This is a genomic window from Streptomyces sp. NPDC044921 (assembly GCF_056432865.1).
Genome location: NZ_JBWKIF010000004.1, coordinates 232342 through 255654, shown reverse-complemented (window position 1 = coordinate 255654; position 23313 = coordinate 232342). Strand labels below are relative to the sequence as shown.

Sequence of the window (23313 nt, the reverse complement as noted above, 5' to 3'; positions counted from 1 at the left end):
CCGCAGGGGGACTTCGCGGGGACGGCCTCGGCTGAGGCATCCGGCATGGTGCGGGAAAGCGCGGCGGAAAGCGCGGCTCAGCAGGGCGGTCGGCAGCGGGACTTCGTGGGGGCGGCCTCGGCTGGCGTACCCGCCGGGATGCGGGATGGCGAGCAGGGCTCGGCGGCTCGGCAGGGGCGCCCGCAGGGGGACTTCGCGGGGACGGCCTCGGCTGAGGCATCCGGCATGGTGCGGGAAAGCGCGGCGGAAAGCGCGGCTCAGCAGGGCGGTCGGCAGGGGGACTTCGCCGGGAGGGTCTCGGGCGACGCATCCGCCAGGGTGCGGGTCGGCGAGCAGGCTGCTGCGGCTCAGCAGGGCGGTCCGCAGGAGGACGTCTCCGGGGCCGCCTCGGCCGACGCTCCCGCCGGGGCGCAGGAAACCGAGCGGGTTTCGGGCCGGCCCGGGTCTCGTGCCGCGGACGTCGCGCGCGAGGCGTTGCGTGCGGCGCGGGACGACGCGCGACGGGCCCGGGAGGCGACCGAGCGGGAAGGCGCCCGGCGCAGGCGCCGGGCCCGGCAGGCGGCTGTGGACGCCAGGGCGGCGGCAGCGCGGCGGGCGCGCGACCTCGGCGCGGGCGGGGCGGCTCCCGACGTACGGCGGCTGCTGTCGGACGCGTTCCGGATGCCGGACTCGCCGGACGAGTCGGAGACGACGCCCTCCGGGCGTGAGGGGAGGACCGGGCGGAGCGCCGCGCCCTCGCGCGTGTCCGGGCTGCTGCACGAACGTCATCTGCCGGAGCCGGAGCCGGAGCCGGAGCCGGAGCCGGAGCCGGAGGCCGAGGACGCGGTGTCCCCGGCAGCTCCGGCCTGGACCACGGCGCCCCGGGACCCGGCTCCGCAGTCCGAGCCACCCGCGACACCACGGGTGGATTCGGCACACGCTCCCGCAGCCGGTGCTCCCGCCGGTCGGGCCGAGGCTTCCGCCCGGGCTGGCGAAACGGACGCCCCGGTGACCCCGGCCCCGGAAGGGGGCCAGGCCCCTGAGCCCGGCTCCCCGGCACCCCCGCCCTCCGGCCCACCCGACCGCACGCCCCCGGGGGCGGGGCCGCGCATGCCCGACCCCGCCCCTTCCCGCACAACCTCCCGCCCAGCCGCCGGTACGGGCCCCCGCGCCATTCCCCGCTCCATGGCCGCCCCCGATCGCGACAGCGACCTCCGCCGTACGTTCCCGGCCTTCCCGCCCCGGGAGGGCGACCGGTTCGCCGAGAGCTGGTGGGGGAACGCCTGGGTCTCCGCGCTCGAGCAGGGCGCGCTGGACGTGAAGCGGCTGGAACGCGGCAGGAGCTACGCCGAGCAGGGGCACGTGGACGCCATCACGGTGACGCCCGGCCTCGTGCTGGCGTACGTCCACGGCAGCCGCCCCCGGCCGTACCGCGTCCAGGTGCGCCTGCGCACGCTCGACGACTCGGACTGGGACCGCTTCCTGGACGCCGCCGCGGACCGGCCCGGACACATCGCGGCGCTCCTCGACAAGGAGATGCCCCAGTCGCTCGCACACGGCGGAGTCCCCCTGCTCCCGGGCCCCGGCGACCTGGAGCCGCGGTGCAGTTGCCCCGACCGCGGTCATCCCTGCAAGCACGCCGCCGCCCTCTGCTACCAGACCGCCCGGCTGCTCGACGCCGACCCGTTCGTGCTGCTCCTGCTGCGCGGCCGGGGCGAGCGGGCGCTGCTCGACGCGCTGTCCCGGCTGAGCGCCACCCGCGCGGCGCGCGCCGCGCAGGACAGGGAACCGGCGCCGCTGCCCGGTGTGCGGGCCAAGGAGGCGCTGCAGCCGCGCACCCTGCCGTCCCTTCCCGCGCCCCTGCCCCCGCCCGCGCACCCGGAGCAACCCCCGGCCTATCCGGCGTCCCCCGGCGGCCCGGACCCCTTCGCCCTGGACCAGCTGGCCACGGATGCCGCAGCCCGGGCGCACGCCCTGCTCGGCACCGGCCGGGACCCGGTCGGGCGGCTGACCCTCTGGCAGGACGCGGTCCGCCTGGCCGCGGCCCGCCCCGGCTCCGGACTCACCGCCGGCACCCGGGCGCTGTACTCCTCCCTCGCCGCCGCGGCCGGCCGCACCGCCGCCGACCTGGCCCGCGCGGTCGCCGCCTGGCGGCAGGGCGGTCTGGAGGGCCTCGCCGTCCTGGAGGAGCCCTGGGACCCGCCGGCCGGCCGGTTCGACCGGGCCCGGCCCCTGCTCCTCGCCGCCGACCTGCCCGCCTTCCGCCCTTGGCGCAACCACCTCACGCACCCCCACGGCCATGTCCAGCTCCGTCTGGGCCGCGACGGCCTGTGGTACGCCTACGAGTCCGAGCCGGGCCGCGACGACTGGTGGCCGCGCGGCACCCCCGACCTGGATCCGGTCGGGGCGCTGACCGGCCTCGGCCTCTCGCACGACCTCTGATGCGAAGGACATCGAGCAGGAAGGTGGGCGAACGGGCGGCAGAAGCCGGGGAAAGCGGGTTCTCGCCGGAACCGGAACCGGGACCAGGACCGGAACCGGGGCCGCGCCGCCCCGCCCGGTCCCGGCCCGGGTCATGCCCACGCGCCGCCTGCCGGGCCCCCGCGCGGTCTCGCGGCCGGTGATGAGCGCACTCACCTCGGGCCGCGCCACAAAGTGGACGGTCGACCCCGCGCGGAGCAAGACCCCCGCTACTGCGGGTCGCGTTGGAACAGCGACCTGGACCAGAGGTAGCCGAGCACGACCAGGGCCAGGCACCAGGCGACGGCGAGCCATCCGTTGTGGCCGATCTCGCTGCCGAGCAGCAGACCGCGCAGGGTCTCGATGGCCGGCGTGAACGGCTGGTACTCGGCGATCGGCCGGAACCATCCCGGCATCGAGTCGACCGGGACGAAGGCGCTGGAGATGAGCGGCAGGAAGATCAGCGGCATGGCGTTGTTGCTGGCCACCTCGGCGTTCGGACTGGACAGGCCCATGCCGACCGCCAGCCAGGTGAGGGCCAGGGCGAACAGCGTGAGCAGCCCGAACGCCGCGGCCCACTCCAGGACCGTGGCGTCGGTGGAACGGAAGCCGACGGCCAGGGCGACGGCGCCCACGAGGAGCACGCTCGCCAGGCACTGCAGCACGCTGCCGATGACGTGCCCGATGAGCACCGAACCGCGGTGGATGGCCATGGTGCGGAAGCGGGCCACGATGCCCTCGGCCATGTCCGTGGCGATGGACACCGCGGTGCCGATCGTGGTGCTGCCGATGGTCATCAGCATCAGGCCCGGCACCAGGTAGGCGATGTAGGCGGACCGGTCGGCTTGGCCGTCGCCGATGCCGGCGCTCATCGCGTCGCCGAAGACGTAGACGAACAGCAGGAACAGCATGACCGGCGTGAGCAGCAACTGCAGCGTCAGCGACGGGTAGCGGCGCGCGTGCAGCAGGTTGCGCCGCAGCATCGTGGTCGAGTCGCGCAGGGCCTGGGAGGGGACGCTCATCGGACAGGCTCCTCGGGCTGGTTCGGCTGCTGGGAGCCGGTGAGGGCGAAGAACACGTCGTCCAGGTCGGGGGTGTGGACGGTCAGCTCGTCCGCCTCGACGCCGACCGCGTCCAGCCAGTCGAGGAGGGCGCCCAGCTGGCGCTGGCTGCCGTCGCTCGGGATCTGCAGCGCCATCGCGTCGTCGTCCCGGGTGGCCTCGTTCAGGGCGAGGGCGGCGGACCGGTACGCGGACGGGTCGGAGAACCGCAGCCGCACGTGACCCCCGGGAATGAGCCGTTTCAACTCCTCGGGGGTTCCCTCCGCGGCGATCCGGCCGTCGTTGAGGACCGCGACGCGGTCGGCGAGCTGGTCGGCCTCCTCCAGGTACTGGGTGGTGAGGAAGACGGTCACGCCGTCCGAGAGCAGTTCACGGATGATCTGCCACATGTTGTGCCGGGAACGCGGGTCGAGGCCGGTGGTCGGCTCGTCGAGGAAGATGATCCGCGGGCCGCCGACCAGGGTCATGGCGATGTCCAGGCGGCGCTTCATGCCGCCGGAGTAGGTGGAGGCGGGCCGGCGCGCGGCCTCGGTGAGGTCGAAGCGCTCCAGCAGCTCGGCGGTGACCCGGCGTCCCTCCTTCCTGGAGAGGTGGTTCAGGTCGGCCATCAGCAGCATGTTCTCCTCGCCCGTGATCAGCCCGTCGACCGCGGAGAACTGGCCGGTGACGCCGATCGCCGCGCGCACCGCCTGCGGATCGGCGGCCAGGTCGTGTCCGCCGACGCGGATCTCACCGGAGTCGGCGCCGGGGCTGATCAGGGTGGAGAGGATCTTGACGATGGTGGTCTTGCCCGCGCCGTTCGCACCCAGCAGCGCGAACACGGAGCCGGCTGGGACATGGAGATCGATGCCGTCGAGGACGGTCCTGTCGCCGTACGACTTGCGCACACCGACGGCGGTGACGGCGGGGGACGACTGGACACCGCCCCCTCTTTGTGTTGTGGGCATGACAGGAGAAGGCATGGTGCTGCCCCTTCCGAAGGCCGGGGTGACGGGGGGAATGGGGAGAGGGCCGGGCGGCCCGGTGCTTCAGGCGCGGCGCACGTCGATGTTGCCCCACCGCGTCCGGGCGCGGACCTCGACGGTCTCCTCGGTCTTCTCGGGCGTTTCGGAGGAGGTGAGCGTGTTGCGCACCTGCCCGCGGTCGGAGCTGACGTCGAGCCAGGCGGCGACGCCCTCGCGGATGCCGACCTCGATGGCGCCGTAACTGGTCTGCAACTGGACGGTCCCGCGGGCGACTTCGGCGACGCGCAAAGTGTCGTGGGCGGTGGTGGCGACGACCGAGCCCTCGGCCCGCGCGATGTCGATGTCGCCGTGGGCGCCACTGACCCGCAGGTCCCCGAGCGCGGTGCCCACGGTCGTGGTGCCGTGCGAGTTCTTCAGCACGGCGGAACCGTCGACGGTGCCGACGCGCAGGCTGCCGGAGCTGGTGGTGATCTCGGCCGTGCCGTCGGCCCGGTCGACCGTGATCGAGCCGTGGGAGGCGGTCAGTTGGAGCGGACCGGTCCTGTCCAGGCGTACGTCACCGGAGGAGGTCTTCACCTTGACCTCGCCGAGCCGGCCCTCGCCGAAGACCTGCGTCCAGGAGCCGGTCAGGTCGACGCGTGAGCCCGCGGGCAGTTCGACCGTCACGTCGACGGTGCCGGAGCGCCCGACGAGGTTCGCCTTGGGCGTCCTGACGGTCAGCACACCACCCGCGCAGGTGACCTCGGTCTGGTCGGCGGACTTCACGTCCTGGCCCCGCTTCGGATCGCGGGGGCGCACCTCGACGACCGTGTCGAGGCGGTCGGTCGCGACGAACCGGATGGAACCGGCGTACACATGGGTGGTGGCCGTAATCGGTTCAGGGGTGTCGAAAGCAGGCATGGCTGTGCCGTCCTCATGGGTGATCGGATCGTCCCCGCTGGTGAGACGTGACGGTGTGAAGTGGCGTCAGGGTGTGACGTGACGTGGTGCGGGCGCGGTGCGGTCAGCGCACCCAGCCCGTGATGCTCTGCCCGATGGTGCGGGTCTGCGCCGCCGTGTGCGGCCGGGTGCCGCCGTCGACCGCGGCCGACACGGCCCGTACCAGCCACGCGTTGACCGACAGGCCCTCGCGCCCGGCGGCCTCCTCGGCCCGCGCCTTGAGGTGGGCCGGGAGACGCAGGTTGACGCGAGCGGTGCCGCCCTCGTCGCCGTCGGCGGGAGCCTGCGCCTTGAGCGGTTCGACGGGTGCGGCCGGCTCCACGGCGCCGCTGTCGGCGGGCGGCAGGGTGACCACGAAGTCGGGGTCGAGCCCGCGCAGCCGTACGTCGACCGAACCGGGGGCGAGCTCGCGGGTGATCTCGTCCATCGCGGCGGAGAGCACATTGAGCATGATCAGCCGTGTCGCCGACTCCAGGGGAGCGGTGAGCCTTTCGGCCAGCTCGCGGGCCTCGTCACCGCCGGCTTCGGCGGCCACCGCGAGTTCACGGCGGAGGGTGTCGACGTACGGAGTGAGGTTCATGGCGCCATAGTGGCACCGAAATGGTGTCATCGGCAAGCCCGGATGGCGCCGCTCGCGGGGATGCCTCACCAGTAGGTGCTCTGATCTGCGGAAACGCGGCGGACGGCGGCTGTTCGGTGCGGCGGGTGTGCTCGTGTGCCGCCGCTCTGGCTCAGGGAATGGCACCCTTTGGTGCCACGTGATGCCAAGCGGTGCCGCCTATGTGCCTGCAAGAGGCGAACAGCCAAGGGCTCCTCACGCACGGAGAGTCGGACGAACGCCTCGGCGGACGGATCCAGCGCGGCGATGTGTGGCGGGTGCCCCGGGAGCCGAAGGTCGGGTCCGGGTTCGGCCGGGTGCGCCTGGACCTGTCCCGGGCCGTCATCGAGCATCCGGTCGTCGGCATCGAGCTGCGGCTCGGCACCGGCGGGGCAAGCGTCACGGTGCCGCGCGACGCCGTCGTGGACGTCGAAGGCGTACGCACCCAGTGGGCGGACCTGCGCTACAAGGTCCCGCGGCATGCCCGCCCCGGCGGGCCGGTGATCCGCACCTCCGGGGCCATGGGGCTCGGGCGGCTGAGGGTCCGCCACGCCTGGCGCTGACGTCCGGCGCCCGAGCGCACGTGCTCAGGCTCCGCCCCGCGGTGGGAACCCCGTCGGCGGGGCCGGGCGGGCGACTGCCGTGTTCCGCGGTCGCCGGAAGGCCTCCGCGGCGACCGACCGGCTGCGGGCCGCAGGGGCGTCAATTCGGGAGCACCCGGGAAGAGTTCGCAGGCACGGCGGTATGCGGGGACTTGACACCCTGTGCGGTCTGGGGGAATTTAGGCTCGCCTTACCTAACTAGGTACTGTCGCCGTGCGACTGTGCGGTGCGCGGTCGCTCAGTCGTACGCTCCAACGGAAGGACCAGTATGTCGGGACGTCGCGAGGACAGCGGCCGGGCCGAGGGCGACGCCGCCCGGGACCTGGTCGGCATAGGTTTCGGTCCGTCGAATCTGGCTCTGGCCATCGCCGTCGCCGACCACAACCGCCGCGACCCCGAACGGGCGCTGGGGGCACGCTTCGTGGAGCAGCAGCAGCGCTTCGGCTGGCACCGCGGGATGCTCCTGGAGGGGGCGACCATGCAGGTCTCCTTCCTCAAGGACCTGGTCACCATGCGCGACCCGAGCAGCCGCTTCTCCTTCCTGATGTACCTTCAGGACCGCGGACGACTGGCCGACTTCATCAACCAGAAGACGTTCTTTCCCACCCGGATCGAGTTCCACGACTACTTCGAGTGGTGCGCCGCCGAGTTCGGTGACGTCGTCGACTACGGGCGGCGGGTCGTCGAGATCCGCCCCGTGCGCACCGCGGACCGCGTCACGGCCGTCGACGTCGTCTCGGAGAGCGTCGCCGAGCCGGCCGGCCGTGAGGTGCTCCGGGCCCTCAACGTCGTGGTCGGCACCGGTCTCACGCCCCGCCTCCCGGAGGGCGTGACCCAGGGCGAACACGTCTGGCACACCCGCGACCTTCTCTTCCGCGCACCGCGGCTGAAGGAACTGCGGCACCGCAGGTTCGCCGTCCTGGGCGCGGGACAGTCCGCGGCCGAAGCCGTCGACTACCTGCACCGGACCTTCCCCGACGCGGAGGTCAACGCGGTCTTCACGCGCTACGGTTACAGCCCCGCCGACGACAGTCCCTTCGCCAACCGCATCTTCGACCCGTCCGCGGTCGACGACTTCTTCGTCGCGCCGGACAACGTCAAGCAGGACCTCTACGGCTACCACCGCAACACCAACTACTCCGTGGTGGACGGCGACCTCATCGAGCAGCTGTACCGCACGCACTACCAGGAGAAGGTCAGCGGCCGGGAACGGCTGCGGTTCCTCAACACGACCGAGCTCGGCGGCGTCGAGGCCCTGCCGGACGGCGCCCGCGTCCTGGTCCGCTCGCTGACCACGGGGCAGCAGCGGACACTGGACTGCGACGCCGTGGTCATGGCCACCGGCTACCGCCCCGTCGATCCGCGCGACCTCCTCGGCGACCTCGCCGCCGACTGCCTCACGGACGAGCAGGGACGGGTGCGCGTGGGCCGCGACCACCGTGTCCTGATGAGCGACCACGTCGATGCCGGCGTGTACCTCCAGGGCGGCACCGAGCACACCCACGGCGTCACCTCCTCGCTGCTGTCCACCCTTGCCCTCCGCTCCGGTGAGATCACCGATTCCCTCCTGCTGCGCCGTACCGCCGAGGCGTTGCGCGCCGACCGCGGCAGGGAGATCGACGCGCTGCTCGGCTGAGCAGGCGCGGCTGCCGAACGACGACGCCGCCCTCCGCGCCGTTTTCCGGTGCGGAGGGCGGCGCCGTGGGCTCGCCGGCTAACGCCATCCCCCGGTGCGCTCGGACAGCACCTCCCCGATCCGCCGCAGCGCCGACGGGTCCAGCAGACCGTCGTGGTCGTCGGCGACCGTGTGCACGACGACCTCGCCGTCCGTGTGCGCCCCCCACTCCTCGGCGGGCCGCGGGGTGCCGGCCGCCCGGAAGTGCAGCAGCGTGCCCCGGTACCGGGCGGGGGAGTGGCCCGACAACAGGCCGGTCGCCGCCGCGTGGTTGGCGCGCATCGCCGACACGGTCACCTCCCCCAGCCCCAGCCCGTCGACCGCCGCCTCGACGGCAGCCGCGCCGGCCTCGTCCACCACGGTGTCCTCGTCCGCGCCCGGGTAGGAGTCGAGCAGCGCCAGCAGCTCCACCCGTGCCCCGCGTCCCTGGAGACGGCACGCCAGGCCGTGGGCGACGACACCGCCCAGCGACCAGCCCAGCAGCCGGTAGGGGCCGCGGGGCTGAACCCGCGTCAGCTCCGCCAGGTGGGCGTCGACCAGCTGCTCCAGGGACTCCACGACCGGCCCGCCGGTCAGGTTCGGGGCCTGCAGGGCGTGGATCGGCACCTCCCGCGGAACATGGGCCCGCAGGGCCGCGTACCGCCAGCCGAGACCCGTGGCGGGCGCCGGGCACCACAGCGGCGCCCGGTCGCCGGAGGACCGCACGGTGAACAGCACGTCGAGGCCCGCCCCGCTGCTCGCCCCGCCGTCCCGGCCCTCCTCCGCCAGGGACCGCAGCCGTGCCGCGAGCGCCGCCGCCGTCGGATGACGGAACAGGTCCGCCACCGCCACCTGCCGCCCGCTGGCGCGGTGCAGCCGGTCCCGCAGCCGCACCAGCAGCATCGAGTGGCCGCCGAGGCCGAAGAAGTCGTCGTCGATGCCGACCTCCGGAAGGTCCAGCACCTCGGCGAAGATCTCGCAGACCAGCGCCTCGGTGAGGTCGCGCGGACCCCGGCCCGCCCGCGCCCGCACCGCCCGCGGGGCGGGCAGCGCGCGCCGGTCCAGCTTGCCGTGGTCGGTCAGCGGCAGCGCGTCCAGCTCCACGAACGCCGACGGCACCATGTAGTCCGGCAGCATCCGGGTCAGCTGGGCGCGCAGCGCGGACGGGTCGAAGTCCGCGCCCGCCGCCGGGACGACGTAGGCGACGATGTGCCTGCCGCGCGGGCCGTCGTCGCGCACGTCGACCGCCGCCTGGAGGACGGACGGACCGGCCGCCAACGCCGCGGTGATCTCCCCGAGTTCGATGCGGAAACCGCGTATCTTCACCTGGTCGTCGGCGCGGCCGAGGTAGTCGATGGTGCCGTCCGGCATCCACCGCACCAGGTCGCCCGTGCGGTACATCCGCGTGCCGGGAGGGCCGAACGGGTCGGCCACGAACCGCTCGGCCGTCAGCGAGCGCCGCTCCAGATAGCCGCGGGCGAGACCGGCTCCGGCCAGGTACAGCTCACCGATGACACCGGCCGGCACCGGCTGGAGCCGGGCGTCCAGGACGTACGCGGTGGTGTTCGCGGTCGGCCGCCCCACCAGCGGACGTTCGCTGTCGGCCACCCGGGCGGCCAGCGCGTCGACCGTGCACTCGGTCGGCCCGTACAGGTTGAACCCGGCCGTGCCCGCCAGCTCGCGCAGGTCCCGCCAGAGCGGGGACGGTACGGCCTCACCGCCCACGCCGAGTGCGAGCAGCGGGCAGCGGCCCTCCCTGATCAGCCCGGCGCCCGCGAGCTGCATCGCGTGGGAGGGCGTGACCTCGATGAAGTCGATCCGGTGCGCTTCGATGAACGACACCAGCCGGTCGGGGTCGCGCAGCGTGTCCTCGGTGACGAGGTGCAGCGCGTGGCCGTCCAGCATCCACAGCTGTGGCTGCCACGCCGCGTCGAAGGCGAACGACCAGCCGTGCGCCACCCGCAGGCTGCGCCCGCCGGCGGCGGCGACGGTCGGCCGGTAGAGCAGCTCACGGTGGCTGTGGAACAGGTTGGCGATGCTGCGGTGCTCCACGACGACACCCTTGGGCAGGCCCGTGGAACCGGAGGTGTAGATGACGTACGCCGGGTGCCCCGGCAGCGGGTGCGGCAGCCGGACCGGCTCCGCGGTGCTCTCGTCGGAGAGCAGCGCCTGCGTGTCCGCCGCGTCCAGGACCAGGGTCTGCGGCCCGCCGTCGCCGGCCAGCTCCGCCAGCGCCCCGGTGGTGATCAGCAGCCTGGGCGCGGAGTCCCGCAGGATGTGCTCGATCCGCCCGGCCGGGTAGCCCGGGTCGATGGGGACGTACGCGCCGCCGGCCCGCATGACCGCCAGCAGCGCCACCACGGTGTCGGCCCGCCGGGGCAGCAGCAGGGCCACCATCCGCTCCGGCCCGACCCCCCGGTCCGTGAGCAGCCTCGCCAGGCGTGCCGTGCGCCGTTCCAGCTCGGCGAACGTGTACGCGATGTCACCGCACACCAGGGCCGTGGCGTCCGGCGTGCGCTCCACCTGCCGGGTGAACAGCTCGGTCAGCGTCGCCACCGGCGCCTCGACCAGGTCGCCCTTCCAGTCGACGAGCACCTGGCGGCGTTCGTCGGCGGAGAGCAGCTCCAGGCTGCCGAGGGGACGGTCGGGGTTGTCGGTGACGGCTTGCAGCACCCGCAGGAAGCGGGTCGCCATGTTCTCGACGGTGTCGTGGTCGAACAGGTCGGTGCTGTACTCCACGCCCAGCCGCATCCCGTCCCGGCCGTGCTCCTCGGTGATCTCGAAGGCCAGGTCGAACTTGGCCGTTCCCATGTCCACCGGCTCCTGCCGGACCGCGACCTCGCCGAGCGCCAGGTCCACCGGCGGCCTCGCCTGGTGGCTCAGCATCACCTGGAACAGCGGGTGACGGGCCATGGACCGCGCCGGGTTGAGCAGCTCCACCAGCCGCTCGAAGGGGATGTCCTGGTGCGCGTAGGCCGCGAGGTCGGTCTCCCGGACCCGGGCCACCAGCTCCCGGAAGCCCGGGTCGCCGGAGGTGTTCGTCCGCAGCACGAGCGTGTTGGCGAAGAAGCCCACGACGTCGTCGACGGCGTCGTCACTGCGGCCCGCGACCGGCGTTCCGACGGGGATGTCCGAACCGGCTCCCAGCCGGGTGAGGAGGGTGCCGAGTGCCGCGTGCAGCACCATGAACACGCTGGCGTCGCAGCGCCGGGCCAGCGCCCGCACGGCCCGGTGCAGGGAGGCCGGCACGTCGAGTGCGACGGTGGCGCCGCGCAGGCTCGGCGTCGCGGGCCGCGGCCGGTCCGTGGGCAGCGGAAGCTCCTCCGGCAGCCCGTCCAGGGTCTTGCGCCAGAACTCCGCCTGACGGTGCAGCAGTCCGTCCGGGTCCGACTCGTCGCCGAGCACCGCGCGCTGCCACACCGCGTGGTCCGCGTAACCCACTTCGAGCGGGGCGAAGGCGGGGTGCTCGCCCCGGCTGCGCGCGGTGTAGGCGTGCGCCAGGTCCCGCAGCAGCGGCAGCGCGGACCAGCCGTCGGCGGCGATGTGGTGCAGCACCAGGATCAGCACGTGCTCCTCGGGGCCGACGGCGAACAGCTCGGCCGCGAAGGGCGCTTCCTCGTCGATACGGAACGGGCGTGCGGCCGCGTCCGCGAGCCGGCCGGGCAACTCATCGCCGGTGACCGGCGTGACGGGAAGCTCCGGCCGCGCGGATTCCGCGTCGAGGATGACCTGCCGGGGGGTGCCCGCCTCGTCCGGCAGCACCGTCCGCAGGGCCTCGTGACGGTCCGTCAGGTCACCGAGCGCGGCCCGCAGCGCGTCGGTGTCGAGAGCGCCGGTGAGCCGCGCCGCGAACGCCATGTTGTACGCCGGGTTCGGCCCCTCCAGCCGGTACAGGAACCACATGCGCTGCTGCGCGAACGACAGCGGCAGCGGATCGGGCCGCTCCCCGGCCCGCAGCGGCGGCCGGGTGCTGCGCGTGTCCAGACGCTGCGCCAGCCCGGCGACCGTCGGCGCGTCGAACACCGTCCGCAGCGGCAGTTCCACCCCCAGCGTGGAGCGGACCCTGCTGGCCAGCCGGGTCGCCAGCAGCGAGTGCCCGCCCAGCGTGAAGAAGTCGTCGTCGATGCCGACCTCGGGCACCCCGAGCACCTCGGCGAACAGGTCGCAGAGGATCTCCTCCGACGGGGTGCGGGGGCGCCGGCCCGCCGCGGCCGGGCCCAACTCGGGCGCGGGCAGGGCCCGGCGGTCCAGCTTGCCGCTGGGCGCCAGCGGGAGCGCGTCCAGCACGACGACCGCGGAGGGCACCATGTGCTCGGGCAGCGACCCCGCCAGGTGGCGGCGCACCTCCGTGGGATCGGCGGCGCCGGTCGTGTAGGCGACCAGCACCGGCTCGCCGTCCGTGCCGAGGTCGCGCCGGGCCACCACGGCGGCCTCCCGGACGCCGGGGTGCCGCGCGAGCACGCCCTCGATCTCACCCGGTTCGATGCGGAAACCGCGTATCTTCACCTGGTCGTCGGTCCGGCCGAGGTACTCGATCACACCGTCCGCGCCGCGCCGGGCCAGGTCGCCGGTGCGGTACATCCGGGTGCCCGGCGGGCCGTACGGGTCGGCGACGAACCGCTCGGAGGTCAGCCCGGCCCGGCCCAGGTAGCCGTGTGCCAGCTGGGGGCCCGCCAGGTACAGCTCGCCGGGCACACCGGCCGGGACCGGGCGCAGCGCGGCGTCGAGGACGTACGCCGAGGTGTTCCACACGGGGCGGCCGATCGGGACGCTGTCGCGGTCCCCGCTGCCGGCCGGGCACGGCCAGGCGGTGACGTCCACGGCGGCCTCGGTGGGGCCGTACAGGTTGTGCAGCTCGACCGTGCCGCCGAACAGGTCGTGGAAGCCGCGCACCAGGTCGGGGGTGAGTGCCTCGCCACTGCACAGCACCCGGGTCAGGCCCGTGCAGCCCGCCGCCTCCGGCTCGGCGAGGAAGGCACGCAGCATCGACGGGACGAAGTGCGCCGTGGTGACGGACTGTTCCCGGATCAGCCGCGCCAGGTACCGCGGGTCGAGGTGGCCCTGCGGGCGGGCCACCACCAGGGTGGCGCCGGTGATCAGGGGCCAGAAGAACTCCCACACCGACACGTCGAAGCTGGACGGCGTCTTCTGCAGCACCCGGTCGGCGGAGGTCAGGCCGTACTCGCCCTGCGTCCACAGCAGCCGATTGACGACGGCCGAGTGCGGCACGACCACGCCCTTGGGGCGGCCCGTGGAGCCGGAGGTGTAGATGACGTAGGCCGGGTCCGCCGGGCGGACGGCGACCGCCGGGGCGCCCTCCGCCGGAGGAAGCGCCTGCGCCTCCGCGCCGTCCAGGGCGAGGATCCGCGACGCGTCGGGCAGCAGGCCCCGTGTCGCGGTGTCCGTGAGGACCGCGACCGGGCGCGCGTCCCGGAGCATGAACGCGACGCGGTCCGCGGGATAGCCGGGGTCCACCGGCAGGTACGCGGCACCGGCGCGCAGCACGGCCGCCAGCGCCACGACCAGGTCGGCGCGGCGCGGCAGCGCGACCGCGACGACCGCGCCCGGGCCCGCGCCCTGCCGGGCGAGCCATCCGGCGACCCGCTCGGCCCGTGCGTCCAGGTCGGCGTAGCTGAGCCGGTCGTCGTCGAAGACGACGGCGGTGGCGTTTGGGGTGCGGGCCGCCTGCTCGGCGAGGAGCGCCGTGAGGGTGGTGTCCGGTACGGGGTGGGCGGTACCGGGCGCGGTCAGCGGCCGCGCCTCGTCCTCGCCCAGCAGGTCGACGCGGCCCAGCGGTTCGTCCGGCGCGGCGGCGAACGCCTCGAAGGCGCGGCGCAGCCGGCCGGCGACGGACCGCACCGTGTCCTCGTCCAGCGCGTCGGGCCGGTAGCCCAGTTCCAGCCGCAGGCGCGTGCCGGGCAGCACGGTCAGAGCCAGCGGGTAGTGCACCCCTTCGTCGCCGCCGGCGTCCTCCAGCCGCAGCCCCGGGGCGAGTTCGGTCAGCGACTCGGGGTCGAACGGGTAGTTCTCCACCACGGCGAGGGTGTCGAACAGCTCCCGCCCGCCGGCCAGCCGCTGCACCTCGGCCAGGCCCAGGTGCTGGTGCGGGACCAGCGCGGACTGCTCCTCCTGGAGCCGGGCCAGGGCGTCGGCGTACGGTTCCGCCGGAGGCAGGGTGACCCGTACCGGAACGGTGTTGACGAAGACGCCCACCATCGACTCGACGCCCGGCAGGTCGGCGGGCCGCCCGGACACCGTGGTGCCGAAGACCACGTCGCCACGACCCAGGGACCGGGCCAGCGTGAGCGCCCAGGCGCCCTGGACGAGGGTGCCCAGGGTCAGGCCGCGGGCCCGCGCGAGGGCCGTCACGGAGGCTGTCAGCGCGGGATCGAGTGCGACCACGACCTTGCGCGGCGGCTCGGTCACCGACTCCGGCGCACCGGGCGCGACCAGCGTCGGGCCGTCCAGGCCGGCCAGCGCCGCCCGCCAGGCGGTCTCGGCGGCGCCCCGGTCCTGTGCGGCGAGCCAGTCGAGGTACACGCGCGGCGAGGCGGCGGGTGCCGGCCGGGCCCCTGCGTAGTGGGCGAACAGTTCCCGCACCAGCAGGGGCTGGGACCAGCCGTCGAGCACGATGTGGTGGTTGGTGACGACCAGCCGGTGCAGGCCGGGCGCCAGCCGCAGGAGGCGGAAGCGGACCAGCGGCGGCCGCCCGAGGTCGAACCCGCGCTCCCCGTCCACGACGGTGAGCCGCTGCGTCTCCCGTTCCCGCTCGCCCTCGGGCAGCCCCGACAGGTCGCTGAAGCTCCACGGCACGTCCACCCGGGAGGGGATGAGGGCGGCGGACTTGCCCTGCCGGTTGCGGCGGAACGCGGCCCGCAGGCCCGGCCGGCGGTCCAGCAGCGCCTGGGCGGCGGCCCGCAGCCGGGGCTCGTCCAGCGGTCCCCGCAGGGTCATCGTCAGATGACCCACGTACACGTCGTGGCCGGCGTCGTCGAGCTCCGCCCGGAACAGCAGGCCCTCTTGCAGCGGGGTCAGCGGGAGGATGTCCTCCAGCCTGGCGCGGGCGTTCACGAGAGTCTCCAGTCGGCTTCGAAGTCGTCGATCTCGTCCTGGGACAGGGAGATCAGGGAGAGGTCGGAAGGCGTCCAGCCGCCCGCCTCGGGCTCGTCGGTGTGCGCCACCAGGGCCGCCAGGTACGCCAGCCAGCCGTCGGCGAGCGAGCGGACGACGTCCGTCTCCAGGGCTTCCCCGGCGTACGACCAGGTGGCGCTCAGGCGGGGTCCCGCGGGCGCCGGGGCCACATGGACGTCGATCTCCAGGGCGTGCGCGAGCGGCAGCGCCGGGTCGACGCCGTGGAACAGGCCGTCGCCACCGGCGACCGGCTGCCACGGGGCCCGCGCGTCGCCGGAGCCGAACCGCCCCAGGTAGTTGAAGCAGATCTCGGGCACGGGCAGCGCGGCCAGCCGCCGTGCCGTCTCCGGGTTCAGGTGGCGCAGCGCGCCGAACCCGAGACCGCCGTCGGCCACGGCCCGCAGCCGCTCCTTGACCGCCTTCAGCGCCCGGCCCGCCGCGGGGCCGCCGGCCCGTGCCTCGGCCAGGTCGACGGGCCCGGGGTCCAGCCGTACCGGGTGGACGGTGGTGAACCAGCCGACGGTCTGTGCCAGGTCGACGCCCTCGGCCACGGTCTCCTCGCGGCCATGGCCCTCCAGCTGCACGCTCACGCCCGCGTCCGCGACCCCCGAAAGGCGCCGGTGGTCGGCGACGGCCAGGGCCAGCGCGGTCAGCAGGACGTCCTCGACACTCGCGTGGAACGCCGCGGGCACCCGGGTCAGCAGCGCCTCGGTGTCCGGCTGGTCCACCGTCACGGTGTGCCTGCGCGTGGTCGCGGCGGTGTCCCGGGCCGGATCCAGGGCGCGCCCGGCCAGCGGTGTTCCGCCGCCTCCCAGGGCACGGGCCCAGTCGTCGGCCTGCCGGACGGTCTCCTCCCGCCGGGCGTACGCGCGCAGCAGCTCGCTCCAGGCCCGCAGCGAGGTGCCGGTGGGCGGCGCCGGTTCGCCGCGCCACGCCGCGTCGAGGTCCGCGCACAGGACGCGCCAGGACACGCCGTCGACCACCAGGTGGTGGATGACCAGGACGAGCCGGTTCTCCGGCTCCCACCACACCGCCTGCACCAGGACGCCGGACTCGGGACGCAGCCGGTCCCGGGCGGCGGCGGCCTCGGCCGAGGGGGCCGCCTCGGCCCGCCGCAGCACGTCCCCGGCCCGTACCGCACCGGGCGCCGGGGCGTCCAGCTCCCAGGTGCCGTCGGCCGCGCGCACCAGGCGGGCCCGCAGCGCCGGATGCCGGTCGAGCACCGACTGGAGGACGGCGGTGAGCCGTTCGTAGGTCAGGCCCGGCGGCGTGGAGAGGGTCATGCCCTGGCTGTAGCCGTCGACGCGGGCGGCGGTGCCGGCCGCATCGGCGAGTTCCCGCAGCCACGCCATGATCGGCGTCTCCGGCACCCGGCCCACGCCGTCGTCCGGCGCACGCTCGGGCGCGGCCTTCTCGGGCCGGGCGACGGCGGCCAGGGCGGCCGGTGTCTGGTGGCGGAAGACGTCACGCGGGCCGAGCGTCCAGCCCGCCGCGCGGGCGCGGCTCACCAGCTGGAGCGAGATGATGCTGTCCCCGCCCAGCTCGAAGAAGTTGCCGTCGGCGTCCACGGTGTCCTGGCCGAGCAGGGCGGCGAACAGCTCGCAGAACAGCTTCTCCGCCTCGGTGACGGGCGCGCGTCCCCCTCCCTGCCCGGGCAGTTCGGGCACCGGCAGCGCGGCACGGTCGACCTTGCGGTTGGCCGACTGCGGCAGCCGCTCCATGGGCACCCACAGCGACGGCACCATGTGCTCCGGCAGCAGGGCCGCCGCATGGGCGCGCCACACGCCGGTGTCCGCCGCGTGGCCCGGGGCGGGCACCACGTACGCGACCAGACGGCGCGATCCCGGCAGGTCGTCGCGGGCGATCACGGCGACCTCCGCGACGCCCTCGTGCCGTCCGAGGACGGCCTCGATCTCGCCCGGCTCGATGCGGAAGCCGCGGATCTTCACCTGGTGGTCGGCGCGGCCCAGGCACTCCAGCTCGCCGTCGGCGGTCCAGCGCGCCAGGTCGCCGGTGCGGTACATCCGGGCCCCGGGCGGGCCGTACGGGTCGGCGGTGAACCGCTCCGCGGTCAGCGCGGGACGGCCGAGGTACCCGCGGGCGAGACCGGCGCCCGCGAGGTACAGCTCACCCGTCACCCCGGGCGGCACGGGCCGGAGCCGGTCGTCCAGCACGTACGCCGTGGCGCCCCTGATGGGCCGTCCGATGCGAGGTGCCCCCTCGCCGGTGACGCGGGCGACGACCGAGTCGACGGTGCACTCGGTGGGTCCGTAGAAGTTGTACGCCGTGGTGGCCGGGTGGGCGCCGAGGTCCCGCCACAGCGAGTCCGGCATGGCGTCCGCGCCCGGACCCAGGAGGGCGGGCCGGTGCCTGCCCTCGTCCAGCAGGCCGTGCCCGATGAGCTGCTGGAGGTGGGCCGGCGTCAGGTCGAGGTAGTCGACCCGCTCCTCGGCGACGTACGCGGCCACGGCCTCGGCGTCCGGGTACGCCGACTCGTCCAGGACGTGCAGTTCGTGCCCGCCCACCATCAGCACCACCGGGTCGAGCGAGGCGTCGAAGGCGAACGAGGCGACGTGCCCGATTCGGAGGCGTCGCCCGCCGGCCTCGGGCACCTCGGGCGGGAACAGGGTCGAGGTGTGCGCCGCGTAGAGATTGGCGAGGTTGGCGTGGGTCACCACCACACCCTTGGGGCGTCCGGTGGAGCCCGAGGTGTAGATGACGTACGCGGCGTCGCCGGGCCTGGCCCGCGGCAGGGTGACCGGGGCCGCCGGCTCCTCGCCGTCTACGAGGACCAGGGGAAGGTCCGGCCGGTGCGGGAGGGTGCGGGCCAGCTCGCGGGTGGTGAGCAGGCACACGGGCCGTGCGTCGTCCAGGGTCCGCGCCAGCCGTTCTGCCGGGTACTCCGGGTCCAGCGGCAGGAACGCGGCGCCCGACCGCAGCACGCCGAGCAGCGCGGCGACCATCTCGTGACGGGGAAGCGCCAGGGCCACGAACCGCTCGGGGGCCGCGCCGTGTGCGGCCACCAGCCGGGCGATCCGCTCCACGCGCGCGTCGAGCCCGGCGTACGTGATCCGTTCGACGGCACCCGACCGGGAGCCGAGCACCAGCGCGACCGCGTCCGGCGTCCCGCGGACCTGCCGCGCGAACGCCTCGTGCAGCGGCGGCGCCTCGGGCGCGGCCACGGGCGGTGCCAGCAGCGTGCGCCGTTCCTCCGCCGTCAGGATGTCGTGGTCGCCGATCGGCAGCCCGGGCCGTGCGACGGCGGCGGCCAGCAGCCGCACCAGGCGCTGGGCGAGCACCTCCACCGTGTCCGGGTCGAACAGGTCCGCGCTGTACTCGGCGAAACCGCTGACCTCGTCCGCGTCACCGTCCGGGTCGAACCGCTCGATGAACGTCAGGCTCAGGTCGAACGTCGCCGTGCCGGTGGCCACCACGTGCGGCCGGGTGCGCAGACCCTCCGCCGGCAACGCGGAGGCCGTGCCGCTCTGATGCACCACCATCACCTGGAACAGCGGGTGACGGGCCGTGGAGCGCGGCGGGTTGAGGATCTCCACCAGCCGCTCGAACGGCAGGTCCTGGTGCTCGAACGCCGCCACGGCCGTGTCCCGCACCCGCCGCAGCAGGGTCTCGAACGACGGAGCGCCGGAGGTGTCGGTGCGCAGCACGAGCGTGTTGACGAAGTAGCCGACGAGGTCGTCGAGCGCCTCCTCGCCGCGCCCCGCCACGGGCGTGCCCACCGGGATGTCCTCCCCGGCGCCGAGCCGGGTCAGCAGGGCGGCCACCGCGGCCTGGTACACCATGAACGGGGTGGCACCGAGCGAGGCCGCGAGCGTGCGTACGCGGCGGGCGAGTGCGGCCTCGACCGTGAACCGGACCATGCCGCCCCGGTTGGACGACTCGGCCGGACGGGGCCGGTCGGTGGGCAGCCGCAGCTCGTCGGGGGCGCCGCGCAGGGCCTCCTTCCAGTACGCGGCCTGACGTGCCGTCAGGCTGCGCGGGTCGCCGGCCTCGCCGAGGAGCCGGCGCTGCCAGACGGCGAAGTCGGCGTACCGCACGGGCGGCGGCGGCCAGCCGGGGGCCCGCCCGGCCAGCCGTGCCCGGTAGGCGCCGGCGAGGTCGCGGACCAGGACGGGGAGGGACTGACCGTCGCCGGCGATGTGATGCAGCAGGAGCAGCAGGACATGCTCCTGCGGGCCGGTGGGGAACAGGATGACGCGCAGGGGCGGCTCCTCCGCCAGGGCGAACACGTGCGCCGCGGCGGCGGCCAGTTGGGCGTCCACCTCGTCGGGCGTGGCGCGGCGCACTTCCAGGCGGGGGCCGTGCTCCGGCTCCAGCACGACCTGGCACGGCGATCCGTCGCGCTCCGGGAAGACCGTACGCAGGATCTCGTGGCGTACGGAGACGTCGGTGACGGCGTCGGCGAGGGCGGCCGGGTCCAGCGGGCCGCTGATGCGCAGCGCGGTGGGGATGTTGTAGGCCGGGCCCGGCTCTTCCAGGCGGTGCAGCAGCCACAGCCGCTGCTGCGCGAACGACAGGGGCGCGGGATCACCGGTGGCTCCGGCGGTACCGGCCGTCAGCGCGGGCCGGGCCGTGCCCTCACCCCGCGCCGTGCCCTGCTGCGTGGTCTCGTTCCCGGACTCGTCCAGGACACGGGCCAGCCCGGCAGGTGTCGGCGCGTCGAACAGCGCTCGCAGGGCGGGCCGGACGCCGAACTCCGCCTCGACGCGGGTCATCAGCCGTGCGGCGAGCATCGAGTGACCGCCGAGCAGGAAGAAGTCGTCGTCCGGCCCGACCGCAGGCACCTCCAGCACGGCGGCGAACAGCGCGCAGAGCGCCGCCTCGCGTGCGGTGGCCGGCTCCCGTCCGGCGGCACGTGCGTACACCGGCGCGGGCAGCGCCCGGCGGTCCAGCTTGCCGTTGCCGGTCAGCGGGAGCCGCTCCAGTGCGACGATCGCGGCGGGCACCATGTGGGCGGGCAGCACGGCGGCCAGGTCCGCCCGCAGCCGGTCGGTGTCGGGTGCGGGCGCTCCCTCGGCGGGCACCACGTAGGCGACCAGGCGCGGGTCGCCCGGCTGGTCCTCGCGGGCGATGACGGCGGCCTGCGCGATCGCCGCGTCCCGGCGCAGCGACTGCTCGATCTCGCCGGGTTCGATCCGGAAGCCCCGGATCTTGACCTGGTGGTCGACCCGGCCCAGGTACTCCAGGACACCGTCCGCGGTCCAGCGCGCCAGGTCGCCGGTGCGGTACATCCGGCTGCCGGGGGCGCCGAACGGGTCGGCGACGAACCGTTCGGCGGTCAGGGCCGGGCGGCCGAGGTAGCCGCGGGCGAGCCCGTCACCGGAGACGTACAGCTCACCGGGCGAGCCCGGCGGCACCGGGTGGAGCCGGTCGTCCAGCAGGCGCACGGCCGTGTTGTGCACCGGGGCGCCGATCGGCACGACCGGGCCCTCGTGGTCCGGACGGCAGGTCCACAGCGTGGCGTCGACCGTGGTCTCGGTGGGGCCGTACGAGTTGAACATCCGGGTCGTGGCCGACCAGCGCCGCATCAGTTCGGCCGGGCACGCCTCGCCCGCCACGATCAGCGTGGCCCCGGCGGGCAGCGACCGCTCGTGCGGCAGCGTCGCCAGCACGCCCGGCGGCAGCGTCAGGTGGGTGACCGCGTGCCGCGCGCAGAACTCCGCGAGCGGCGGCCCCAGTCGCTTGTCGGCGGGGGCGACGACCAGCGTGGCACCGGTGAGCAGGGCCATCGTCCATTCCCACACCGAGGTGTCGAAGCTGAACGAGGCGAACTGCAGCACCCGGCTGCCCGGGCCCGCCCCCAGCTCCTCGGCCATGGTGGAGACCAGGCTCGGGATGCCCTCGTGGGTGACCACGACGCCCTTGGGGCGCCCGGTGGAGCCGGAGGTGTAGATGAGGTAGGCGGCGTGGCCCGGCGTCGAGGGGCGCAGCGGGGCGCGCGTGCCCCGGGTGGGACGTGACGCGTCGTCGAGGAGGACGACCGGGATCTCACCGTGCGGAAGCCGGCCCGCCAACCGGGAGTCGGCGACCAGCAGGCCCGGCCGGGCGTCCTGGAGCATCAGGGCGATGCGGTCGGCCGGGTACTCCGGGTCGACCGGCAGATAGGCGGCCCCGGCCTTCATGACGGCGAGCGCGGCCACCAGGAAGTCGCCCGAGCGGGGGAGGGCCACGGCGACGACCCGCTCCGGTCCGGCGCCCAGCGCGGCCAGTTCGCCGGCCAGCAGGTCGGACCGCTCGTCCAGATCGGCGTAGCCGAGCCGGTGTTCACGGCCGTCCGCGCTCTCCCAGACGAGCGCGGTGGCGTCCGGGTTCTCGCGCACCCGGTCCCGGAAGAGGTCCGGGACGGTGGCGCGCTCCAGCGCGCGCCGATCGCTGCCCCACGTCGTCAGGACCTGTTCACGCTCCTGTTCACCCAGCAGGTCCAGGTCGCCGAGCGGTGTGTCCGGGGCGTCCACCGCCGCCGCCAGCAGCCGCTCGAAGCGGTCGAGCAGACGCCCGACCGTTTCCTCCTTGTACAGGTCGCGGCGGTAGGTCGTGTCCAGGGTGAGTGTCCCGGCGGCGTCCAGCACGGCGGACACCGCCAGGTCGAACGCGGCGGCACCGCCCGGCACCGGCCGCTCCGCCGGCCGTACGCCGGGCAGTTCGAACCCCTCCCAGACGTCGCTGCGCAGCGAGAACATGACGTCGAAGAAGACGTGGTGGCCGGCCGTGCGCTCCGGGCGCAGCTCCTGGACCAGGGTGTCGAAGGGGACGGTCTGGTGCGCGTACGCCCCCAGGCACACCTCACGCACCTGCTGGAGGAACGCGCGGAACGTCGTGTCCGGCGTGACCCGCGTCCGCAGCACCAGCGTGTTGCCGAAGTTGCCCACCAGCCGCTCGGCGCCGGAGTCGGTGCGCAGCACGGCGGGCGATCCGACGAGGACGTCGGGCGCGCCCGCGGCTCGGTGGAGCGTCGCGTTGAACGACGCGAGGAGGGCCATGAAGGGGCTGACGCCCTCCGACCGGCACAGCGCGTGCACGCGCTCGCGCAGCGCGGCGGGCAGCGTACGGACGAGCCGCCCGCCCTCCTGGGCGCGGTCCGGCGAGCGGGGGGAGTCGGTGGGCAGGGGCAGCGGGGCGGGCGGGTCCGCGAGCAGCTCCCGCCAGTGGGCGAGGTCGGCCGCCGTCCAGGGCGCACGCCGCTGTTCGCGTACGGCGAGATCGGCGTACTGGAGGGGGAGTTCGGGCAACGGGCGCCCCGTGTAGGCGGCGGCGACCTCCTGGAGCAGGACCTGCCAGCTGCCGTCGTCCCAGGCGATGTGGTGGGCGACCAGGACGAGTACGTGTTCGTCGTCGGCGAGCCGCAGGATCTCCAGGCGCACGGGCGGGTCCGCCGACAGGTCGAAGGGGCGCGCGGCCAGCCGGGCCGCGACCTCGTCCACCGCCGCCTCCCGGTCACCGGGCGCCACCGCCGTCAGGTCTCTTTCGCCGATGACCGGCTCGGCATCCGGGACCGGCACCTGGACCGGCTCGCCGTCCTCACCGGACCGGTAGACGGTACGCAGGACGTGGTGGCGCCGCACGACGGTCCGCATCGCCTGCCGCAGACCGGGGACGGACAACTCTCCGGAGAGGCGCACCGCCACACAGATGTTGTAGGCGGTGCCGTGCGGCTCCAGCTGGTGCAGCAGCCACATCCGGCGCTGCGCCGAGGACAGGGGGGCCGGCCCCTCCGCCCTGGCCGGGGTGGTCCGCGGGGATGTGTCCGCGCTGCGGGGCTGCCTGGCTATTCCCCGGGCGGCCAGTTGACGGCGCAGCAGTTCCCTGCGCCGTTCGTCGGCGCCTGCCGTGCGGCCGATGTTCGCACCCGACAAGAAGGTTCACGTCCCCTCAACCCGTGACTGATGGGCGGAACCCTAACTTAGGA

Annotated in this window: 9 protein-coding genes; 3 read left to right on the top strand and 6 right to left on the bottom strand. The window is 74.7% G+C overall.

Translation table 11 applies throughout. The features are described from left to right. Nucleotides 1–660 precede the first annotated feature (660 nt). Nucleotides 661–2421 (top strand): SWIM zinc finger family protein, encoded by a 1761-nt coding sequence (locus AC07DA_RS08370; RefSeq protein WP_479126102.1) that lies wholly within the window; start codon nt 661–663, stop codon nt 2419–2421. A gap of 248 nt (nt 2422–2669) precedes the next feature. On the opposite strand, the gene AC07DA_RS08365 is transcribed toward AC07DA_RS08370, so the two are convergent. The 4 genes from AC07DA_RS08365 to AC07DA_RS08350 form a co-directional block, all read right to left on the bottom strand. After that, entirely contained in the window at nt 2670–3461 is a 792-nt protein-coding gene (locus AC07DA_RS08365; RefSeq protein WP_479125753.1) for an ABC transporter permease, read from the bottom strand. After that, nucleotides 3458–4447 (bottom strand): ATP-binding cassette domain-containing protein, encoded by a 990-nt coding sequence (locus AC07DA_RS08360; RefSeq protein ID WP_479125751.1) that lies wholly within the window; start codon nt 4445–4447, stop codon nt 3458–3460. Before AC07DA_RS08360 ends, AC07DA_RS08365 begins: the two co-directional genes overlap by 4 nt. 81 nt (nt 4448–4528) lie before the next feature. Beyond that, nucleotides 4529–5365, bottom strand: coding sequence for a DUF4097 family beta strand repeat-containing protein (locus AC07DA_RS08355; RefSeq protein WP_479125749.1), 837 nt, complete (start codon nt 5363–5365; stop codon nt 4529–4531). 103 nt (nt 5366–5468) lie between these two features. After that, entirely contained in the window at nt 5469–5984 is a 516-nt protein-coding gene (locus AC07DA_RS08350; RefSeq protein WP_479125747.1) for a hypothetical protein, read from the bottom strand. A gap of 200 nt (nt 5985–6184) precedes the next feature. Here AC07DA_RS08350 and AC07DA_RS08345 point away from each other — a divergent pair, with 200 nt between their 5' ends. Further along, entirely contained in the window at nt 6185–6565 is a 381-nt protein-coding gene (locus AC07DA_RS08345; RefSeq protein ID WP_479125745.1) for a hypothetical protein, read from the top strand. Between the two features lie 307 nt (nt 6566–6872). Next, entirely contained in the window at nt 6873–8240 is a 1368-nt protein-coding gene (locus tag AC07DA_RS08340) for a lysine N(6)-hydroxylase/L-ornithine N(5)-oxygenase family protein (RefSeq protein WP_479125743.1), read from the top strand. A gap of 78 nt (nt 8241–8318) precedes the next feature. Here AC07DA_RS08340 and AC07DA_RS08335 read toward each other — a convergent pair whose 3' ends face one another. Then, entirely contained in the window at nt 8319–15329 is a 7011-nt protein-coding gene (locus AC07DA_RS08335) for an amino acid adenylation domain-containing protein (RefSeq protein WP_479125741.1), read from the bottom strand. Continuing rightward, nucleotides 15326–23260 carry an amino acid adenylation domain-containing protein gene (locus AC07DA_RS08330; RefSeq protein ID WP_479125739.1) on the bottom strand — a complete coding sequence of 2645 codons (7935 nt, stop codon included), beginning with the start codon at nt 23258–23260 and terminating at the stop codon, nt 15326–15328. Before AC07DA_RS08330 ends, AC07DA_RS08335 begins: the two co-directional genes overlap by 4 nt. Nucleotides 23261–23313 lie beyond the last annotated feature (53 nt).

Excerpts from the sequence above, each read along its gene's own strand:
- AC07DA_RS08370 (WP_479126102.1), top strand. The coding sequence starts at position 661 with ATGCCGGACTCGCCGGACGAGTCGGAGACGACGCCCTCCGGGCGTGAG.
- AC07DA_RS08365 (WP_479125753.1), bottom strand. The coding sequence starts at position 3,461 with ATGAGCGTCCCCTCCCAGGCCCTGCGCGACTCGACCACGATGCTGCGG.
- AC07DA_RS08360 (WP_479125751.1), bottom strand. The coding sequence starts at position 4,447 with ATGCCCACAACACAAAGAGGGGGCGGTGTCCAGTCGTCCCCCGCCGTC.
- AC07DA_RS08355 (WP_479125749.1), bottom strand. The coding sequence starts at position 5,365 with ATGCCTGCTTTCGACACCCCTGAACCGATTACGGCCACCACCCATGTG.
- AC07DA_RS08350 (WP_479125747.1), bottom strand. The coding sequence starts at position 5,984 with ATGAACCTCACTCCGTACGTCGACACCCTCCGCCGTGAACTCGCGGTG.
- AC07DA_RS08345 (WP_479125745.1), top strand. The coding sequence starts at position 6,185 with ATGTGCCTGCAAGAGGCGAACAGCCAAGGGCTCCTCACGCACGGAGAG.
- AC07DA_RS08340 (WP_479125743.1), top strand. The coding sequence starts at position 6,873 with ATGTCGGGACGTCGCGAGGACAGCGGCCGGGCCGAGGGCGACGCCGCC.